Origin of the sequence: Cellulosimicrobium sp. ES-005 (assembly GCF_040448685.1) — a bacterium.
GTDB classification, from domain to species: domain Bacteria; phylum Actinomycetota; class Actinomycetes; order Actinomycetales; family Cellulomonadaceae; genus Cellulosimicrobium; species Cellulosimicrobium cellulans_G.
Map to the genome: position 1 here is coordinate 36,585 of NZ_CP159290.1, position 18,696 is coordinate 55,280.

Genomic DNA, 18,696 nt, shown 5'->3' on the forward strand with positions numbered 1-18,696 from the left:
GCTCAGCGCAGACGCTCCTTCGCGGCGAGCACGCGGAGCACCGCTGCGTCGACCTTCGCGGCGAACGCCGCGTCGGTCGTCGCGCGCTCGACGACGGCCGCGACCATGGGCTGCACGACGCTCGGGTCGGCGGACGCGAGCACCATGTCGCCGCCCGCGTCGATCGTCAGGACGGCGCGCTCGGCGGGCGACCACGCCTGCACCTGCTGGGCCGCGGACACGTCGTCGGTGATGACGACGCCGTCGAACCCGAGGTCGCCGCGGAGCATCCCGTCGACGACGACGGGCGAGAACGCCGCGGGCAACGAGCCGTCGATCTGCGTGTAGACGGCGGTGGACGTCATGACGAACGCGGCGCCCGCCTCGATCCCCGAGGCGAAGACGGCGACGGACGGGTCGTCGCGGGTCGTCACGTCGTCCGTGACGCCCGCGTCGGTGTCGGTGTTCTCGGTGACGCGGCCCAGCCCCGGGAAGTGCTTGATCGTCACGTCCACCCCGGACGCCTCCATGCCGGCGCTGAAGGCGTTCGCGTGGGCCGTCACCGCGTCCGGCGTGAACCCGTAGTTCCGCTGGAAGTACCCGATCGGCGGGTTCTGCGCAGCCGTGCCCTCGGGCACGAGGTCCATCACCGGCGCGAGGTTGAGGTTCACGCCGGCCGCCGCGAGCTCGCCGCCCCACGTCGTCGCGTCCGCCTGCAGCGTCGCGGGGTCGAGCGTCGCCTGGTCCGTGGCCGTAGGGATCTGCGAGAACCCGGGTCCGCGCAGCACCTGCACGTAGCCGCCCTCCTGGTCCGTCGCGACGAACAGCGGGGTGCCGTTCGTCGTCTCCGGCGAGACGAGCGCCGTGAAGCCGGCGACGAGGTCGGCCGTCGGACCGGTGCCCGCCTGCGACCGCCCGGCGAGGAACACGTTGCCGACGTGGAGCTGCGACACCGCGTCGTAGCTCACCTGCTGCGGATCGCTCACGTCGACGCCGACCATGAAGAGCTGCCCGACCTTCTGCTCGAGCGTCCACCCGGCCAGCGGGTCCTCGGGCGGGGTGGACGGCGTCGGGGGAGTGGCCGACGGCGACGGCTCGGGCGAGGCGCTCGGCGCGCCCGACGGTGACGGGACCGGGGCGGGGCCTGGGCGGGTGAGGTACCACGCGACCGCCGAGACGGCGGCGAGCGTGGCGACGACGGCGACGACGATCCAGGTGGTCCGGGCACGGGGGGTCAAGGGCGGCACCTCCAGCGGCCACCGTAGCCCGACCGCGTTCGACGGGCGGAACCTGGTGCGGCGCGACATGATGCCCGCACGGGGTGCCGCGTCCCGGGGCAACGGTGCGTCGGGACACGCGTGCCGCAGCCGACGTCACCGATCCTGGAGCACGGCATGACCTACCGCTCGCCCACCCGTCCCGTCGTCCTCGACCGTGCTCGTCGGGTCACCGCGGCACTCGTCGCCGCCGTGCTCGCGCTGGCGGGTGCGGTCGCGCTGGTGGCCGGCCCGCAGGCCCGGCCCGCCGCGGCGGCGATCGGGTTCTGCCCCGACCCGGACGACTTCCCGAACGTCGGACCCGTGCCGGTCCCGGGTTTCACCGACAACAACGTCGCCGTCTACGCGGGCGGGAACTACACGGCGACGGGGACCTCGGCCGAGAGCGAGGGCGTGCTCGTCGTGCGGGGCGACGCGACGTTCGACACCCCGGGGAGCTTCAACGTGGGCACGGTCGGCGCCGGTTCGGGCATCGTGCCGGAGCCGGGGTCGCCCATGCTGCACGTCGGCGGCGTGATGAGCATCGCCGCCGGGACCAACGTCATCGTGGGCGCCAACCTCGACGGCGGCGGCGCGGTGCACGTCGGGGGCGACCTGGAGGACGCGGGCGGGCTCGACACCAACGGGGGCGCGGTCGAGACGAACATGGGCACGGACGCCGCGCTCGCCCCGTGGGAGGGGTTCCAGACCGTGATCGTCGACGAGTCGGCCGTGCTCGGCGCGGTCCCGGCGACCGGGACCGCGGCGCGCGACGGAGGGCGCGTCACGTTCACCAGCACCGACCCGAGCAACACGACGCTCCAGGCGTTCACCGTCGACGCGGCCGTCCTCGACGGCGCGTCGGAGTTCTTCTTCGTGGGCGTCCCGGACGGCGCACCCGTCGTCGTGAACGTCGTCGGCGACGCGCCCGTCACGGTCTCGGCCGCCTACGTCGACATCAACGGCGCGCGCGTCGACGACCCGGCGAACATCGGCAACGCCGCGGCGCGGCTGATGTGGAACTTCACGGGGAGCAGCGACGTCACCGTGAGCGGCGCGGGGCAGTGGGTCGGCTCGATCCTCGCCCCGTCCGCGGACCAGGTGACGCTCACGTCGAGCACCAACGGGCGCGTCTACGCGGGCAACGACCTCACGACGTCGGGCAGCGGCAACGAGCAGCACAACTACCCCTGGATCGGCCCGGGGCCGTTCAGCTGCATCCCGTCGGCGAGCTTCGTCGTCCAGAAGACCGTCACGGGCGAGGCCGCCGCCGACGTGCCCGCGGACACGACGTTCGACGTCGAGTACACGTACGAGGAGCCGGACGGGACGACCGGCGGCGACACGCTCGTCGTGCCGATCAGCGGTGCGCTCGTCAGCGGCCCGACGCTCCCCGTCGGCACCGTCGTCACGATCACCGAGACCGACCTGCCCACGGTGCCGGGCGTCGAGTGGGGCACGCCCGTGATCCAGGTGAACGGGGAGCCGCTCGGCGACCCCGCCCAGTTCACGATCCAGGAGAACCAGACCGTCACGGTCACCGTGGTGAACACGGCGAACGGTGGTGCCGTCCCGGTGGTGGGCGGGTTCTCCGTGGCCAAGGCCGTGACGGGCGACGCCGCGGGGCTCGTGCCCGACGACACCGCGTTCCTCGTCGACTGGGACGCCACGCTCCCTGAGGGGGCCACGTACGACGGCGACCTGTCGGGCACGCTGCCCGTCCTCGCGGACGGGACCGTGGTGGACGGCCCGTCCGACCTGCCGGTCGGCACGACCGTCACGCTCACGGAGCAGACGCCGCTGCCGGAGGTCGAGGGCGTGGAGTGGGGCGACCCCGTGCTCAGCCCGGCGTCGCCGATCACGGTCGTCGAGGGCGCGACCGGGGTCGCGGTCACGGTGACCAACGTCGCGGACGCCGTGGTCGGGGGCTTCACGGTCCAGAAGGTGCTCGAAGGCGACGCGGCCGACGTCGTCCCGTCCGAGACCGCGTTCCTCGTCGACTGGACGGCGACCGTCCCCGCGGGTGTCGCGTACGACGGCGACACGTCGGGCACGCTGACCGTCCTCGCCGACGGGAGCGTGACGGACGGCCCGTCCGACCTGCCGGTCGGCACGACCGTGACGCTCGTCGAGCAGCAGCCGCTGCCCGACGTCGACGGTGTCGTCTGGGGCCTGCCGACGCTCGAGCCCGCGTCTCCGATCACGATCGTCGAGGGGCCGACGAGCGTCGCCGTGACCGTGACCAACACGGCGATCGCGCCCGAGGAGGTCGGCGGGTTCGCGGTGCAGAAGACCGTCACGGGCGACGCGTCCGGGGCCGTGCCGCCGGGCACCGCGTTCGTCGTCGCCTGGGAGGCGGAGGTTCCGCCCGACTCCGGCTACGAGGGTCCGACCTCCGGGACGGTGACCGTGCTCGCGGACGGGACCGTGGTGGACGGCCCGCAGGACCTGCCCGCGGGCACGGTCGTGACGTTCACGGAGCAGACCATGCCCGACGTCCCCGGCGTGGACTGGGGGCAGCCGACCGTCTCGCCCGGCACCGTCACCATCGGTGAGGGGGACGCGGTCGCGGGCGTGGTCGTGACGAACACGGCGACCGCGCAGGTCGGCGGGTTCTCGCTCGCGAAGACGGTCGAGGGCGACCTCGCCGGGAGCGTGCCCCCCGGGACGGCGTTCGAGGTCGAGTGGTCTGCGACCCTGCCCACGGGCTTCACGTACGACGGCCCCCTCACGGGGACGCTGACCGTGCTCGCGGACGGCACCGTGGTGGACGGCCCGCAGGACCTCCCGGTCGGGACGGTCGTGACGTTCACCGAGATCAACCTGCCGGAGGTCGACGGCGTCGTCTGGGGCGCCCCCACGTTCTCCCCGGACGCCGTGACGGTCGGCGACGAGGAGAACACCCTCGTCACGCTGACCAACACCACGCAGGACGTGGCCGAGGTCGGCGGGTTCTCCGTCGCCAAGGAGGTGACCGGCGACCGCGCGGACCTCGTGCCCGCCGGAACCGAGTTCAGCGTCGCGTACTCGTACGAGCTCGACGGCACCCTCGTCGGCGGCTACCTCCAGGTCCCGGCCGACGGGACGGTCGTCGCCGGCCCGCAGAACCTCCCGGTCGGCACGGTCGTCACCTACACGGAGGCGGACCTGCCCGACGTCCCCGGCGTCGCGTGGGGCGTCCCGACGTTCAGCCCACCGACGGTCGTCGTCGGCGACGGGCAGAACACGCTGGTCACCGCGACCAACACGGCGAACCAGGCGCTCGGCGGGTTCTCCGTGGTCAAGCGGGTGACCGGCGAGGCGTCCGACGCCGTCCCCCCGACCACGGAGTTCGTCGTGGGCTACGCGTACGACGGCCCGGACGGCGCCGTCACGGGGTCGCTCACCGTCCGCGCCGACGGGGTCGCCGTCGACGGCCCGCAGGACCTGCCCGTGGGGACGGTCGTGCGGCTCACCGAGACCGACCTGCCCGAGATCGGCGGGGTCGACTGGGGCACGCCGACCTTCACGGTCGACGGGACGGCGGTCACCGAGGTGACGGTCGGCGACGGCACGGTGGTCGTGACGCTCACCAACACCGCGGACGACGAGGAGCTCGCGATCACCGGCACCGACGCGGTGCTCGTGACCGTCCTCGCCCTGGCGTTCCTCGGGACCGGCAGCGCGCTCCTGCTGCTCCGCGCCCGGCAGCGCCGCCTCGCCTGACGCGCACCGATCGACGGCCGGCACCCGCGCGGGTGCCGGCCGTCGTCGCGCCGGGAGGACGAGGTAGGACCGACCGGACCAAACCGTCTCAAGAGGACGAGACCGAGATCACAGCGCAGAATGCGTCATGGGGGAAGAGCAGCGATGTCTCAGAGACAGAGGAGGGCGCCGCGACCCGGGGCGCCGTCGCCGGCCTGACCAGGAGCACGCATGACCCGAGGTTCCCGCCCCCGCACGCTCGACCCTCTGCGCCGCGTCGTCGCCGCCGTCACCGCCGCGACGCTCGCGCTCGCCGGGGCCGTCGTGCTCGTCACCGGGCCCCAGGCCGCACCCTCGTTCGCCGCGGTCGGGCAGTGCCCCGACCCGGGCCAGTTCCCCGGCATCGGGAACCTGCCCCCGAAGTTCACGGACAACAACGTCTCGGTGTACGCCGGGGGGAACTTCCTCGCCACGGGGTCGGCCTCGGAGGCCGAGGGCGTGCTGGTCGTCGGCGGGAATGCGACGTTCAACCGGACTCTCAGCGGGAACTCGTTCAACGTCGGCACGGTCGGGGCGGGTTCGCAGATCGCACCGGACCCCGGCACGGTCATGCTCCACGTGGGTGGCACCCTCGACGTGGTCGCACCGACGAACGTCATCGTGGGGGCCGGCTACTCGGGCCAGGGTGGCGGTGACGTCCAGGTCGGCGCGGCGAAGACCGGTGCAGGGACGGTGGACACGAACGGCGGGGAGCTGCGGCCGAACCTCGGCGCGGCGACCGCGCTCGCGCCGTTCGGTGACTTCGGGGACCAGGTCTCCCAGGCATCGACGGCGTTCGCCGGTCTGACCGGGACACCCGCCGCGGTGGCGGGCAACATCGCGACCTTCGACGGCTCGACGAGCACCGACCTGCACGTGTTCACGGTGGACGCCGCGGCGCTCAACGGCGTGAACACGCTCAACTTCGACGGGTTCGCCGACGGCTCCCCGATCGTCGTCAACGTGGTGGGCGGCCCGGTCGACTTCCAGCCCAACTACTTCGCCGCGAACAACGTCCGGTTCGACGACTTCGGGAGCCCGGACTTCGGCAACTGGGCCTCGCGGATCATGTGGAACTTCGTCGACGCCGACGCGGTCCAGCTCGGCCCGGCCGGGGCGGCGCAGTTCATGGGGTCGGTCATGGCACCGGCGGCGGACGTCCAGCTGTACAACCACATGAACGGGCGGGTGTACGTCGGCGGCGACCTCACGTTCGGCGGCGAGGGCTCGCAGAGCGGCCTGGAGATCCACAACTACCCGTGGATCGGTCCGGGGCCGTTCAACTGTGTCCCGACCTCCAGCTTCGTCGTGCAGAAGACGGTGACGGGCGCCGCCGCGGCGGACGTCCCGGCCGGGACGGTGTTCACCGTCCACTACTCCTACGTCACGCCGGCACCGGACAGCGAGACCGGCGAGGGTGACCTCGAGGTCCCGCTCAACGGCAACCTCGTCCCGGGCCCGGACCTCCCCGTCGGGACCGTCGTGACGGTCTCGGAGCCGACCCTTCCGGAGGTCGACGGCGTCTCGTGGGGGTCGCCGGTGTTCCGGGTCAACGGGAACGAGCTGGGCTTCCCGGCCGAGTTCACCGTCCCCGCGGACGGCACGATGGCGAGCGTGTCCGTCGTCAACACGGCGAACGTCGGCGCACCCGCCGGCGGGTTCTCGGTGCAGAAGGCGCCGCTCCAGGGCAACGCGGCGGGCGCCGTCGACCCCGCGACGGAGTACCAGGTCGACTGGGCGGCGACGCTCCCCGAGGGGGCGACGTACGACGGCGACCTGACGGGCACGCTCACCGTGCTCGCGGACGGCGCGGTCGTCGACGGCCCGCAGGACCTGCCGGTCGGCACGACCGTGACGTTCACGGAGGTGACCCCGGACCCGGTCGACGGCGTCGTCTGGGGGACGCCCGTCGTCGAGCCCTCGACCGTGACGGTCGGGGAGGGGCAGAACACGCTCGTCACGGTGACGAACACCGCGACCTCGCAGGTCGGCGGGTTCACGGTCGTCAAGATCGTGGACGGCAACGCCGCGGGGCTCGTCCCGGACGGCACGGCGTTCACGGTGACGTGGACGGCCGACATCCCCGACGGTGTCGACTACCAGGGACCGACCACGGGCGAGGGCGAGTTCTTCTGGAACGGTGAGCCCTACGCGGGTCCCGACGACCTCCCCGTCGGGACGGTCGTCACGTTCACGGAGGTCGCGCCGCCGGTGATCGACGGCGTCGTGTGGGGCACGCCGTCCATCAGCCCGGCCGAGCTCACCGTCGGGCAGGGGCAGCCCGCGATCGTCCAGGTGACGAACACCGCGAGCACCGTGAACGGCGGGTTCACGCTGGAGAAGGAGCTCCTCGGCAACGCGTCGGGTGCGGTGCCGGGCGACACGGCGTTCCTCGTCGACTGGTCCGCGACCCTCCCGTCGGACGTGACCTACGGCGGCCCGCTCGCCGGCACGCTGACCGTGCTCGCGGACGGGACCGTGGTGGACGGCCCGCAGGACCTGCCGGTCGGGACGGTCGTGACGTTCGCCGAGCAGACGCCGTTCCCCGTGGTCGACGGCGTCCAGTGGGGCGACCCGATCATCTCGCCCGAGTCGCTCGTCGTGAGCGAGAACGGCGGGCAGCCGGTCGCGGTGACGGTCACGAACGTCGCGACGTCCGTCGTCGGCGGGTTCTCGCTGAGCAAGGCGCTCGCGGGGAACGCGGCCGGCGCCGTGCCGGACGACACCGAGTTCCTCGTCGACTGGTCGGCCGTGCTGCCGACGGGTGTCACGTACGACGGCGACCTGTCCGGGACGCTGACCGTGCTCGCGGACGGGACGGTCGTCGACGGGCCGCAGGACCTGCCGGTCGGCACGGTCGTCACGCTCACCGAGCAGACCCCGCTGCCCGAGGTGCCGAACGTCGTCTGGGGAGACCCGTCGTTCGACCCGGGCGCCCAGGTGACCGTCACCGAGAACGACGGCGCCCCCGTCGCGGTCACGGTGACGAACACCGCGACCAGCACCGTGGGCGGTTTCGCCGTCGCCAAGGACGTCGTCGGCGACGCCGAGGGCCTCGTGCCGGAGAGCACGCCGTTCTCGGTGACGTGGGTCGCGACGCTGCCCACCGGCGTCACGTACGACGGCTCCCTCACGGGGACGCTGACCGTCCTGGCCGACGGGACGGTCGTGGACGGACCGCAGGACCTCCCGGTAGGGACGACCGTGACGTTCTCCGAGTCGACGCTCCCGACGATCCCGAACGTCGTCTGGGGCGACCCGTCGTTCGACCCCGCCACGCTGACCGTCACGGAGACGGGGGACACCCCGACGCTCGTGACCGTGACGAACACGGCGTCGAACGTCGTGGGCGGCTTCACGCTGCAGAAGGACGTCCAGGGGAACGCGGCCGGCATCGTGCCCGACATCACGACGTTCACGGTCACCTGGACCGCGGTCCTGCCCCCGGACGTCGCCTACGACGGCCCGCTCACCGGCATGCTGACCGTCCGGGCCGACGGGACCGTGGTGGACGGCCCGGCGGACCTCCCGGTGGGCACCGTGGTGACCTTCGCCGAGCAGACCCCGCTGCCCGAGGTCGGCGACGTCGTGTGGGGACCGCCGTCGTTCTCGCCGGCCCAGCTCACGGTCACCGAGAACGACGGCGAGCCCGTCGCGGTCACGGTGACGAACACCGCGAACGCGGTCGTCGGGTCGTTCGGCGTCGCGAAGGCGCTCGCGGGGAACGCGCAGGGGATCGTGCCGGACGACACCGCGTTCCTCGTGGACTGGAGCGCGGACATCCCGGACGGTGTCGACTACGACGGCGACACCTCCGGCACGCTCACCGTCCTCGCCGACGGCACGGTCGTGGACGGCCCGACCGACCTGCCCGTCGGGACGGTCGTGACCCTGAGCGAGCAGACCCCGCTCCCGGAGATCGACGGCGTCGTGTGGGGCACGCCGTCCTACGACCCGGGGACCACGGTCACCATCACCGAGAACGCCGGCGCGCCCGTCGTCGTGACGCTGACGAACACCGCGACCACGGTGGACGGCGGGTTCTCGGTCGCCAAGGCGCTGACCGGGAACGCGGCCGGGCTGGTGCCCGGTGACACCGCGTTCCTCGTCGACTGGTCGGCGGTGCTGCCCGACGGCGTCACGTACGGGGGCCCGCTGACCGGGACCGTGACCGTGCTCGCGAGCGGGGCCGTCGTCGACGGCCCGCAGGACCTCCCCGTGGGCACCACGGTGACGTTCACCGAGCGCGCCCCGCTGCCGTCGGTCGACGGCGTGGTCTGGGGCGTGCCGTCCTTCGCGCCCGCGTCGACGCTCGTCGTCGTGGAGAACGGGGGCGACCCCGTCACGGTGACGGTCACCAACACGGCATCGACGGTGGACGGCGGGTTCACGGTGGCCAAGGCCGTGACCGGGAACGCCGCCGGCCTCGTGCCGGACGACACCGAGTTCGTCGTGGGCTGGAGCGCGACCCTCCCCGAGGGCGTGACGTACGACGGCGACCTGTCCGGGACGCTGACGGTGCTCGCCGACGGGACGGTCGTGGCCGGCCCGGCCGACCTCCCCGTGGGGACGGTCGTGACGTTCACGGAGCAGACGCCGCTCCCGGAGGTCGACGGCGTCGTGTGGGGCGAGCCCGTACTCGACCCCGGAGCCGAGGTGACGATCGTCGAGGGCGCGACGGGCGTCGCGGTGACGGTGACGAACACGGCGAGCACCGTGAACGGCGGCTTCGCGCTCGCCAAGTCGGTCGCGGGGAACGCGGCCGGCGCGGTGCCGGGCGACACGGCGTTCCTCGTGGACTGGACGGCGACGCTCCCCGACGACGTGACCTACGACGGCGACCTGTCCGGGACGCTGTCGGTCCTGGCGGACGGGTCCGTCGTGGACGGTCCGCAGGACCTGCCCGTGGGCACGGTCGTGACGTTCGCGGAGCAGACGCCGCTGCCCGAGGTGCCGAACGTGGTGTGGGGCACCCCGACGTACGCGCCGGGCGCCGAGCTGACGATCACCGAGAACGGAGGTGCACCCGTCGCGGTGACGGTGACGAACACGGCGACGAGCGTCGTCGGCGGGTTCACGGTCCACAAGGCGCTCGCGGGGAACGCCGCCGGAGCGGTGTCGGACGAGACCGCGTTCCTCGTCGACTGGACCGCGGCGGTCCCCGACGGGATCGACTACGACGGCGACGTGTCCGGGACCCTCACGGTGCTCGCGGATGGGACGGTCGTGGACGGTCCGGCCGACCTCCCGGTGGGCACCGTGGTGACCTTCGCCGAGCAGACGCCGCTCCCCGACGTGCCGAACGTGGTCTGGGGGACGCCGACGTTCGCGCCGAGCGCCCAGGTGACGATCGTCGAGGGCGCGACGGGCGTCGAGCTCACCGTGACGAACACGGCGACGAGCGTCGTCGGTGGCTTCACGCTGCAGAAGGACGTGACCGGGAACGCCGCGGGCCTCGTGCCGGGCGACACCGCGTTCTCCGTGACCTGGGTGGCGACGCTCCCTGCGGGCGTGACGTACGACGGGTTCCTCACCGGGACGCTGACGATCCTGGCCGACGGGACCGTCGTGGACGGCCCGCAGGACCTGCCGGTGGGCACCACGGTGACGTTCACCGAGGCGACGCCTCCCGCGGTCGACGGCGTCACGTGGGGCGCGGTGTCCGTGGACCCCGCCACGCTGACGGTCGCCGAGAACGGTGGGGCGCCGTCCGCGGTGACCGTGACGAACACCGCGAACGCGGTGACCGGGTCGTTCGGGGTGACCAAGGCGCTCGCGGGGAACGCGGCCGGCGCGGTCCCGGACGACACGGCGTTCCTCGTCGACTGGACCGCGACGATCCCGGCCGGGGTCGACTACGACGGCGACACGTCCGGCACGCTGAGCGTGCTCGCGGACGGGACCGTCGCGGACGGCCCGGCGGACCTGCCGGTCGGCACGGTCGTGACGTTCGCGGAGCAGACGCCGCTGCCCGAGGTGCCGAACGTGGTGTGGGGGACGCCGGAGATCTCGCCGGAGTCGGTGACGATCGCCGAGGGCGACGAGCCGGTCGTGGTGACGGTGACGAACACGGCGACGAGCGTCGTCGGCGGGTTCTCGGTGGCCAAGGCGCTGGCCGGGAACGCGGCCGGGATCGTGCCCGACGACACCGCGTTCCTCGTCGACTGGACCGCGACCCTGCCGGGCGGCGTGACCTACGACGGCGACCTGTCCGGCACGCTGACGGTGCTCGCGGACGGGACGGTCGTCGACGGCCCGCAGGACCTCCCCGTCGGGACGGTCGTGACGTTCGCGGAGCAGACGCTGCTCCCCGCCGTGCCGGGCGTCGTCTGGGGCGAGCCGTCGTTCGCGCCGGGTGCCGAGCTGACGATCGTGGAGAACGACGGGCAGCCCGTCGCGGTGACGGTGACCAACACGGCCACGAGCGTCGTCGGCGGGTTCGCCGTGCAGAAGGCGCTCGCGGGCGATGCGGCGGGCATCGTGCCGGGCGGGACGGAGTTCCAGGTCGGCTGGTCCGCGACGCTGCCGGACGGCGTGACGTACGCGGGCGACCTGTCCGGGACCCTGACGGTGCTCGCGGACGGGACCGTCGTGGACGGCCCGCAGGACCTGCCGGTGGGGACGGTCGTGACGTTCGCGGAGCAGACGCCGCTGCCCGAGGTCCCGAACGTCGTGTGGGGCGACGCGGTCGTCTCCCCGGAGTCGGTCACCGTCACGGAGACCGGCGAGACGCCGACCCTCGTGACGGTGACGAACACCGCGACGAGCGTCGTCGGCGGGTTCGCCGTGGCCAAGGCCCTGGCTGGGAACGCGGCGGAGGTCGTGCCGGACGGCACGGCGTTCCTCGTCGACTGGTCCGCGACGCTGCCGGACGGCGTGACGTACGCGGGCGACCTGTCCGGGACCCTGACGGTGCTCGCGGACGGGACCGTCGTGGACGGCCCGCAGGACCTGCCGGTGGGGACGGTCGTGACGTTCGCCGAGCAGACGCCGCTGCCCGACGTCCCGGACGTCGTCTGGGGGACCCCGGAGATCTCGCCGGAGTCCGTGACGATCACGGAGACCGGGGACACCCCCACCACGGTCACCGTGACGAACATGGCGACGAGCGTCGTCGGCGGCTTCACGCTGCAGAAGTCCGTCATCGGTGACGCCGCGGGGATCGTGCCGGGCGACACGGAGTTCTCCGTGACGTGGGTCGCGACCCTCCCGCCGGACGTCACGTACGACGGGTTCCTCACCGGGACGCTGACGATCCTCGCGGACGGCACGGTCGTGGACGGACCGCAGGACCTGCCGGTCGGGACCACGGTGACGTTCACCGAGGCGACCCCGCCGACGGTCCCGGGCGTCACGTGGGGCGCCGTGTCCGTGGACCCGGCGCAGCTCACGGTCACGGAGAACGACGGCGAGCCCGTCGCGGTCACGGTGACCAACACCGCGAACGCGGTGACCGGGTCGTTCGGGGTGGCCAAGGCGCTCGCGGGGAACGCGGCCGGCGTGGTGCCGGACGACACGGCGTTCCTCGTCGACTGGACGGCGACCCTGCCCGACGGCGTGACGTACCCCGGCCCGCTCACCGGCACCCTCACGGTGCTCGCGGACGGGACCGTCACCGACGGCCCGGACGACCTGCCGGTCGGCACGGTCGTGACGTTCGCCGAGCAGACGCCGCTGCCCGACGTGCCGGACGTCGTGTGGGGCACGCCGGAGCTCTCGCCGGAGTCGGTGACGATCGCCGAGGGCGACGAGCCGGTCGTGGTGACGGTGACGAACACGGCGACGAGCGTCGTCGGCGGGTTCTCGGTGGCCAAGGCGCTGGCCGGGAACGCGGCGGGGATCGTGCCGGACGACACGGCGTTCCTCGTGGACTGGTCGGCGACGCTCCCCGCGGGCGTCACCTACCCCGGCCCGCTGACGGGCACCGTCACGGTGCTCGCGGACGGGACGGTCGTGGACGGCCCGCAGGACCTCCCCGTGGGGACGGTCGTGACGTTCGCGGAGCAGACGCCGCCGAACGTGCCGGACGTCGTCTGGGGCACCCCGACGATCTCGCCGGAGTCGGTGACGATCACCGAGACCGGTGACACCCCGACGGCGGTCATCGTGACGAACACGGCGACGAGCGTCGTCGGCGGGTTCACGGTCCAGAAGGTCGTGGACGGGGATTCGGCGGGCGTCGTCCCGGGCGACACCGCGTTCGACGTGGACTGGTCCGCGACGCTGCCCGACGGCGTCACCTACGAGGGTGAGCTCGCGGGCACGCTGACGGTGCTCGCGAACGGGACCGTCGTGGACGGTCCGCGGGACCTGCCCGTGGGCACGGTCGTGACGTTCGCGGAGCAGACGCCGCTGCCGGAGGTCCCGGGCGTGGCGTGGGGCGAGCCGAGCCTCGACCCCGAGGGTGCGCTGACGATCACGGAGAACGACGGCGAGCCGGTGGCGGTGACCGTCACGAACACCGCGGACACCGTGCTCGGCACGTTCACCGTCGCCAAGGCGCTCACCGGCGCCGCGGCCGGCGCGGTCCCGGAGGACACGGCGTTCACCGTGACGTGGTCGGCGACCGTGCCCGACGGCGTCGTATTCGATGGCCCGAGGAGCGGCACGCTCACCGTGCTCGCGGACGGGACGGTCGTCGACGGGCCCGCGCTGCCGTACGGCTCCGCCGTGACGCTCGCCGAGCCGACGTTCCCCGACGTCCCCGGGATCGCGTGGGGCACGCCGACGTTCGACCCGGCCACGGTCGTGGTCGGGGGCGCCGACGCGCCGGTGGCGGTCACGGTGACGAACACGGCGGTCGCGCAGGCCGGCGGGTTCACCGTGCACAAGGAGGTCGGCGGCGACGCCGCGAGCCTCGTCCCGGCCGGTACCGCGTTCCAGGTCGACTGGACCGCCGTGCTCCCGGCCGGGGTCGAGTACGACGGGGCCACGGAGGGCACGCTCACCGTCCTCGCCGACGGCACCGTGGTCGCCGGGCCGCAGGACCTGCCCGCGGGGACCGAGGTGACGTTCACCGAGCGCACCCCGCTGCCGGAGGTCCGGGGCGTCCTGTGGGGCGAGCCGACGTTCGCGGTGGACGGCGCGGCCGTCGACCCGGCGACCGTCACGGTCGCCGCGGACACCGCGGTCGCGGTCACCCTGACCAACACCGCGAACGACGCGCACCTCGTCGGCGGGTTCGCCGTGCACAAGGTCGTCACCGGGAACGCGGCGGGCCGGGTGCCCGACGACACCACGTTCACGGTCACCTGGACCGCGGACGTCCCGGGCGGGACGCTCTACGACGGCCCGACGTCGGGGCGCCTCACGGTCCGCGCCGACGGCACGGTCGTCACGGGCCCCGCGGACCTCCCCGAGGGGACCGTCGTGACGCTCGGCGAGGTGGACCTGCCGAGCATCGACGGCGTCCGGTGGGGCACGCCGGCCTTCACGGTCGACGGCGAGCGCACCACCCGGCTGACGGTCGCCGTCGGCGAGGTGGCGGACGTGACGCTCACCAACACGGCGAGCACGACCGGGGGTCTCGCCGTGACCGGCGCGACCACGGGCGGGCTCGTCGGCCTGGGCGCGCTGCTCGTCCTCGGCGGGGCCGCGCTGCTCACCGTGACGAGGCGCCTCCGGACCGCCTGACGGGCATGACGCCGTCGCCCACCGCGACGCGCGACGGGTCGGTCACCCCGCGGGGTGACCGACCCGTCGTCGTCGCCGCGAGTGGCGCCTGACCTCAGTCGTGGCCCGCGAGCGTCGCGAGGGCCTTGGTCCACAGCGCGTGCGCGCGCTCCGCGCGCTCGGCCGTCTCGATGTTGCGCTCGACGACGCGCACGCGCGTCCCGGAGTCGTCCGGCTCGAGCGTGATGGCGATGTCGTGGTAGTTCTCGGGGACGTCGGGCAGGCCCATCGTGGGGGAGAAGTGCGTGAAGTGCAGCAGCCGCGGGCGCTCGACCGCGACGACGGTGCCCCAGTCCGCGAACTCGCGGCCCATGTAGTGCCCCTCGAACGTGACGGGGCTGCCGGGCCGGAAGTCGGTCTCGACGTTCATGCCGAGCATCCAGCGGGCGCTCGGGTGCAGCAGCTCGGCCCACACGACCTGCGGCGGCCGCGCGACGTGGATCTCGGCGGTCGTGCTGTGCTCGGTCAGGGTCGGGTCGGTCATGAGTACCTCCGGGGGCTCGGGGACGGGGGCCCGCTTCTGGGGCGACGGTAGACCCTTCGGGCGGCACCGGCAGCCGGTAGGTTCGGGCGCGTGACCCGACTCGTGCTCGTCCACGGCCGCGACAACCAGGGCCTCGACGCCGACGTCCTTGACCGCACCTGGACCACCGTGCTGGACGCGGGGCTGCGCGCGGCGGGATCGAGCCGCGTGCTGCACGACGCCGACACGTCGTTCGTCTTCTACGGCGACACCCTCGCGGGGCTCGTCGCGGGCGACGTGGGGCCGCCGCCGGTGACGGTGCACGCGCTGGCGGCCCTGCCCGGCGACGAGCTCGCGTTCGTCGCGGCCGTCGTCGAGGAGGTGCTGCGGGGCGCGAGGGCGGGCGTGCCGGCGCGCCCCGAGGCTGCCGCGACCAGGGGAGCCGGGGCCGACGTCGGGGCCTGGCTGAACCTGCTGCTGTCCGCGCTCGACCGGTACGTGCCCGGCCTGAGCAGCGGCGTCGTCGTGCTGCTCGCCCGCGACGTGTGGGCGTACCTGCACGACGACGCCGTGCGCACGACGATCGACGACGCGCTCGCGGCCGCGATCCCCACGGACGTCCCGGCCGTCGTGGTCGCGCACTCGCTCGGGTCGGTCGTCGCGTACGCGGTGCTGCGCGAGCACCCCGGCGCCGCGCGGTGGGACGTGCCGCTGCTGCTCACGCTGGGCTCCCCGCTCGCGATCCGGGCGATCCGCGACGTCCTCGCCGCGCGCGCCCCGCTGCGCGTGCCCGCGCCGGTGCGCCGCTGGGTCGCGGCGCGCGACCCCCGGGACGCGCTCGCGCTCCACGGCCTCGGACCTGCGGCGTTCCCGCTCGACCCGCCGAGGCCCGCGATCGAGGACCTCGTCGTCGCGAACGCCGCGCCGGGCCACCACGCGGCAGCCGTGCTGCTCTCCGACGGCAGCCAGGCGGGCTACCTCGCGCTCCCGGAGGTGGCAGGCACGGTGGCGGCCGCGCTGGACGGCTGACGCGACCTGTCAGCGCGAGGTCGCGGCAGGGCGCGACGTCGTGCTGACAGGTTCACGACACGCCGTGGAGGCGCGCGTGCAGCGACCGGATCTCGGGGGCGAGCTCGTAGGCCGGGCCGCGCACGGGCACGCCCGGCGCGACGTCGCCGATCGCGAGCGGGCGCACGGGTCCGGGCGCCACGCGCCACTCGTCGAGCCAGCCGACGAGCTGCGTCGTGCTCGACGCGTAGACGATCGGCCCGAGCCCGACCCAGGCGTGCGCCGCGCTGCACATCGCGCAGTGCTCGCCGGACGTGTAGACGGTCGCGTCGCGACGCTCCTCGGGCGTCAGGTGCTCGGCGGCCCAGCGGGCGATCTCGAACTCCGGGTGCCGGGTCGCGTCGCCGTCCTTCACGCGGTTGCGGTCCTCGAACCGCACGGCTCCGTCGCGGTCGACGAGGAGCGAGCCGAACGGCTCGTCGCCGTCGTCGAGCGCCTCGCGCGCGAGCTCGACGCAGCGGCGCAGGTGCACGAGGTCGTCCGGAGTGGGGAGGGTCTCGGGAGTCATGGCGCCCATCCTCGCCCGGTCAGCGCGCGAGCGCGAGGACGCTGCGCACGTCCGCGACGAACCCGTCCACGTCGTCCGGGGTCGTGTCCCACGCGCACATCCACCGGACCTCGACCCGGTCGGCGGTCTCGCCCGGTCCCCAGTCGTAGAAGCGGTGGCGCTCGCGCAGGCGCTCCACGGCCGCGCGGGGGAGCGTCGCGAAGACCGCGTTGACGAGCGTGGGCTGCGTGAAGGCGAGGCCGGTCGGGGTGGCGCGCACGGCGTCGTCCGGCCCGAGCGCGGCGGGGACGACGACGTCCGCGAGCCCCGCGCGCAGGCGCGCCGCCATCGCGTTCGCGTGCCGTGCGTTGCGCAGCCAGAGCTCGTCCGCGTCCGCGATCTCGTCGACCTCGGCGACGGCGTCGCCCACCGGCTCGAACAGCGCGAGGAGCTGCGCGGAGACGTAGCGCATCTTGGACGCGAGCTGCATCGTCGCCTTGCGCACGAACTCGACGCCGTCGACGGCCGACGGGTCGAGCACGACGACCGCCTCCCCGAGCGCGAGCCCGTTCTTGGTGCCGCCGAACGACAGCACGTCCACGCCCGCGTCGGTCGTCAGGGCCCGGAGCGGGACGTCGAGCGCGGCGGCGGCGTTCGCGAGGCGCGACCCGTCGAGGTGCACGCGCATGCCGCGGGCGTGCGCGGCGTCGGCCACCGCGCGGATCTCGGCGGGCGTGTAGAGCGTGCCGAGCTCCGTGGCCTGCGTGAGGGACACGACGAGCGGCTGCGCGCGGTGCGGGTCGCCGAGGTCGCCCGCGAACCGCTCCACGGCGTCGGGCGTCAGCTTCCCGTCCGACGCCGGGACCGCGAGCACCTTGATCCCGCCGACGCGCTCGGGCGCGCCGCTCTCGTCCGTGTTGAGGTGCGCGTGCTCGGTCGCGACGACCGCGCCCCAGCGCGGCAGCATCGCCATGAGCGCCACGACGTTCGCACCAGTCCCCGTGAGCACCGGGTACGCGGTGGCGTCCGGGCCGAAGCGGGCTCTCACGGCGTCCTGGAGGCGCGCCGTCCACGGGTCCTCGCCGTACGAGATCTCGTGCCCGGCGCTCGCCGCGGCGAGCGCGGCGAGGACGTCGGGATGGGCGGGGGAGTAGTTGTCCGAGGCGAACGAGGTCACGTGCCCAGCGTAAGGACCCGATCGCCTGGCGGCGCTCGTCGGCGCGTCTCCGTCAGAGGCGCCGCGCCACGGTGGCGTGGGTGGTGTACCGCATCGTGAAGGTTCCTCCGTGCGCGTCGACGACTGCGCCGAGCCCGTTCAGCAGCAGGGTGAGCTGGTCGGCGGGGATGAGGTGGTGTCCACCGTTGGTGGGGACCTGGTCGAGCCAGGCTTGCCGGGTGATCGTGGCGGTCCAGGCGAGCTGCAACCGCTCGGGCGGGGCGAAGTCGCCGGTCCGCAGCAGCCCCGCCTCGGCCGGTTCGAGGAACCGGTCCTGTCCGGTGGTGGCCGACGTGGCGAAGGGAGTGAACGGCAGGCCCGTGTCGACGTCCCGGTAGACCCGGGCGAAGGCGGACGCGACCGCCGGTTCGGGCTCGGCGGCGTTCCAGAACAGGGCGATGCGGCCGCCTGGGCGCACGACCCGTGCCGCCTGCCGGGCACCGGTGTCAGGGTCCACCCAGTGCCAGGTCTGCCCGGCGATCACGGCGTCGAACGTGCGTCCCGCCGGGTCCCACTCCTCGAACCTGGCGGTCTCGACGACGAACCCCTTGGACCGCGCGACCTCGGCCATCCGCTCGTCGACCTCGATACCGACGACGTCGGCCCCGGCCGCTCGGAACGGCAGCGCGGACAACCCGGTCCCGATGCCGACGTCGAGGACGCGTCGACCGTCGAGCCCGTCGAGGACGGCGTCGGCGAGGGCCCGCGGATAGTGAGGTCGAGTGCGGTCGTACCGGGTGGCGTCGGTCCCGAAGGACTCGGCGATCCGGCGCTGCTGGTGCGGCATGTGTTCGGGCGACGGCGATAGAGTGACCATGCGCCCACTTTAAGT

General features: G+C 73.9%; 8 protein-coding genes. 3 read left to right on the forward strand and 5 right to left on the reverse strand.

All coding sequences use genetic code 11. The annotated features are described in order from the left end of the window. Window positions 1-2: 2 nt before the first annotated feature. Complete coding sequence (locus tag ABRQ22_RS00155) at window positions 3-1,226, reverse strand: glycoside hydrolase family 3 N-terminal domain-containing protein (protein ID WP_353708151.1); 1,224 nt, start codon at window positions 1,224-1,226, stop codon at window positions 3-5. A 147-nt stretch (window positions 1,227-1,373) separates the two neighbouring features. On the opposite strand from ABRQ22_RS00155, the gene ABRQ22_RS00160 reads away from it, so the two are divergent. Then, a complete protein-coding gene (locus ABRQ22_RS00160) occupies window positions 1,374-4,940 on the forward strand; it encodes a DUF5979 domain-containing protein (protein WP_353708152.1) in 3,567 nt (1,188 codons plus the stop codon). 210 nt (window positions 4,941-5,150) lie between these two features. After that, window positions 5,151-14,591, forward strand: coding sequence for a DUF5979 domain-containing protein (locus ABRQ22_RS00165; RefSeq protein WP_353708153.1), 9,441 nt, complete (start codon window positions 5,151-5,153; stop codon window positions 14,589-14,591). Between the two features lie 94 nt (window positions 14,592-14,685). Here ABRQ22_RS00165 and ABRQ22_RS00170 read toward each other — a convergent pair whose 3' ends face one another. Beyond that, window positions 14,686-15,114: an SRPBCC family protein gene (locus tag ABRQ22_RS00170; protein ID WP_353708154.1), complete on the reverse strand. Its 429-nt coding sequence runs from the start codon at window positions 15,112-15,114 to the stop codon at window positions 14,686-14,688. A gap of 90 nt (window positions 15,115-15,204) precedes the next feature. Here ABRQ22_RS00170 and ABRQ22_RS00175 point away from each other — a divergent pair, with 90 nt between their 5' ends. Then, complete coding sequence (locus tag ABRQ22_RS00175) at window positions 15,205-16,122, forward strand: hypothetical protein (RefSeq protein ID WP_353708155.1); 918 nt, start codon at window positions 15,205-15,207, stop codon at window positions 16,120-16,122. A 52-nt stretch (window positions 16,123-16,174) separates the two neighbouring features. Here ABRQ22_RS00175 and ABRQ22_RS00180 read toward each other — a convergent pair whose 3' ends face one another. The 3 genes from ABRQ22_RS00180 to ABRQ22_RS00190 are packed head-to-tail and all read right to left on the reverse strand — an operon-like array spanning window position 16,175 to window position 18,681. Further along, window positions 16,175-16,669, reverse strand: coding sequence for a nucleoside deaminase (locus ABRQ22_RS00180; RefSeq protein ID WP_253054536.1), 495 nt, complete (start codon window positions 16,667-16,669; stop codon window positions 16,175-16,177). Between the two features lie 19 nt (window positions 16,670-16,688). Beyond that, window positions 16,689-17,825, reverse strand: a complete 1,137-nt coding sequence (locus tag ABRQ22_RS00185; RefSeq protein WP_353708156.1) for a beta-eliminating lyase-related protein — start codon at window positions 17,823-17,825, stop codon at window positions 16,689-16,691. Window positions 17,826-17,877: 52 nt separating this feature from the next. Beyond that, on the reverse strand, window positions 17,878-18,681 hold the full coding sequence (locus ABRQ22_RS00190; RefSeq protein WP_353708157.1) for a class I SAM-dependent methyltransferase: 804 nt from the start codon (window positions 18,679-18,681) through the stop codon (window positions 17,878-17,880). Between the last annotated feature and the right edge of the window lie 15 nt (window positions 18,682-18,696).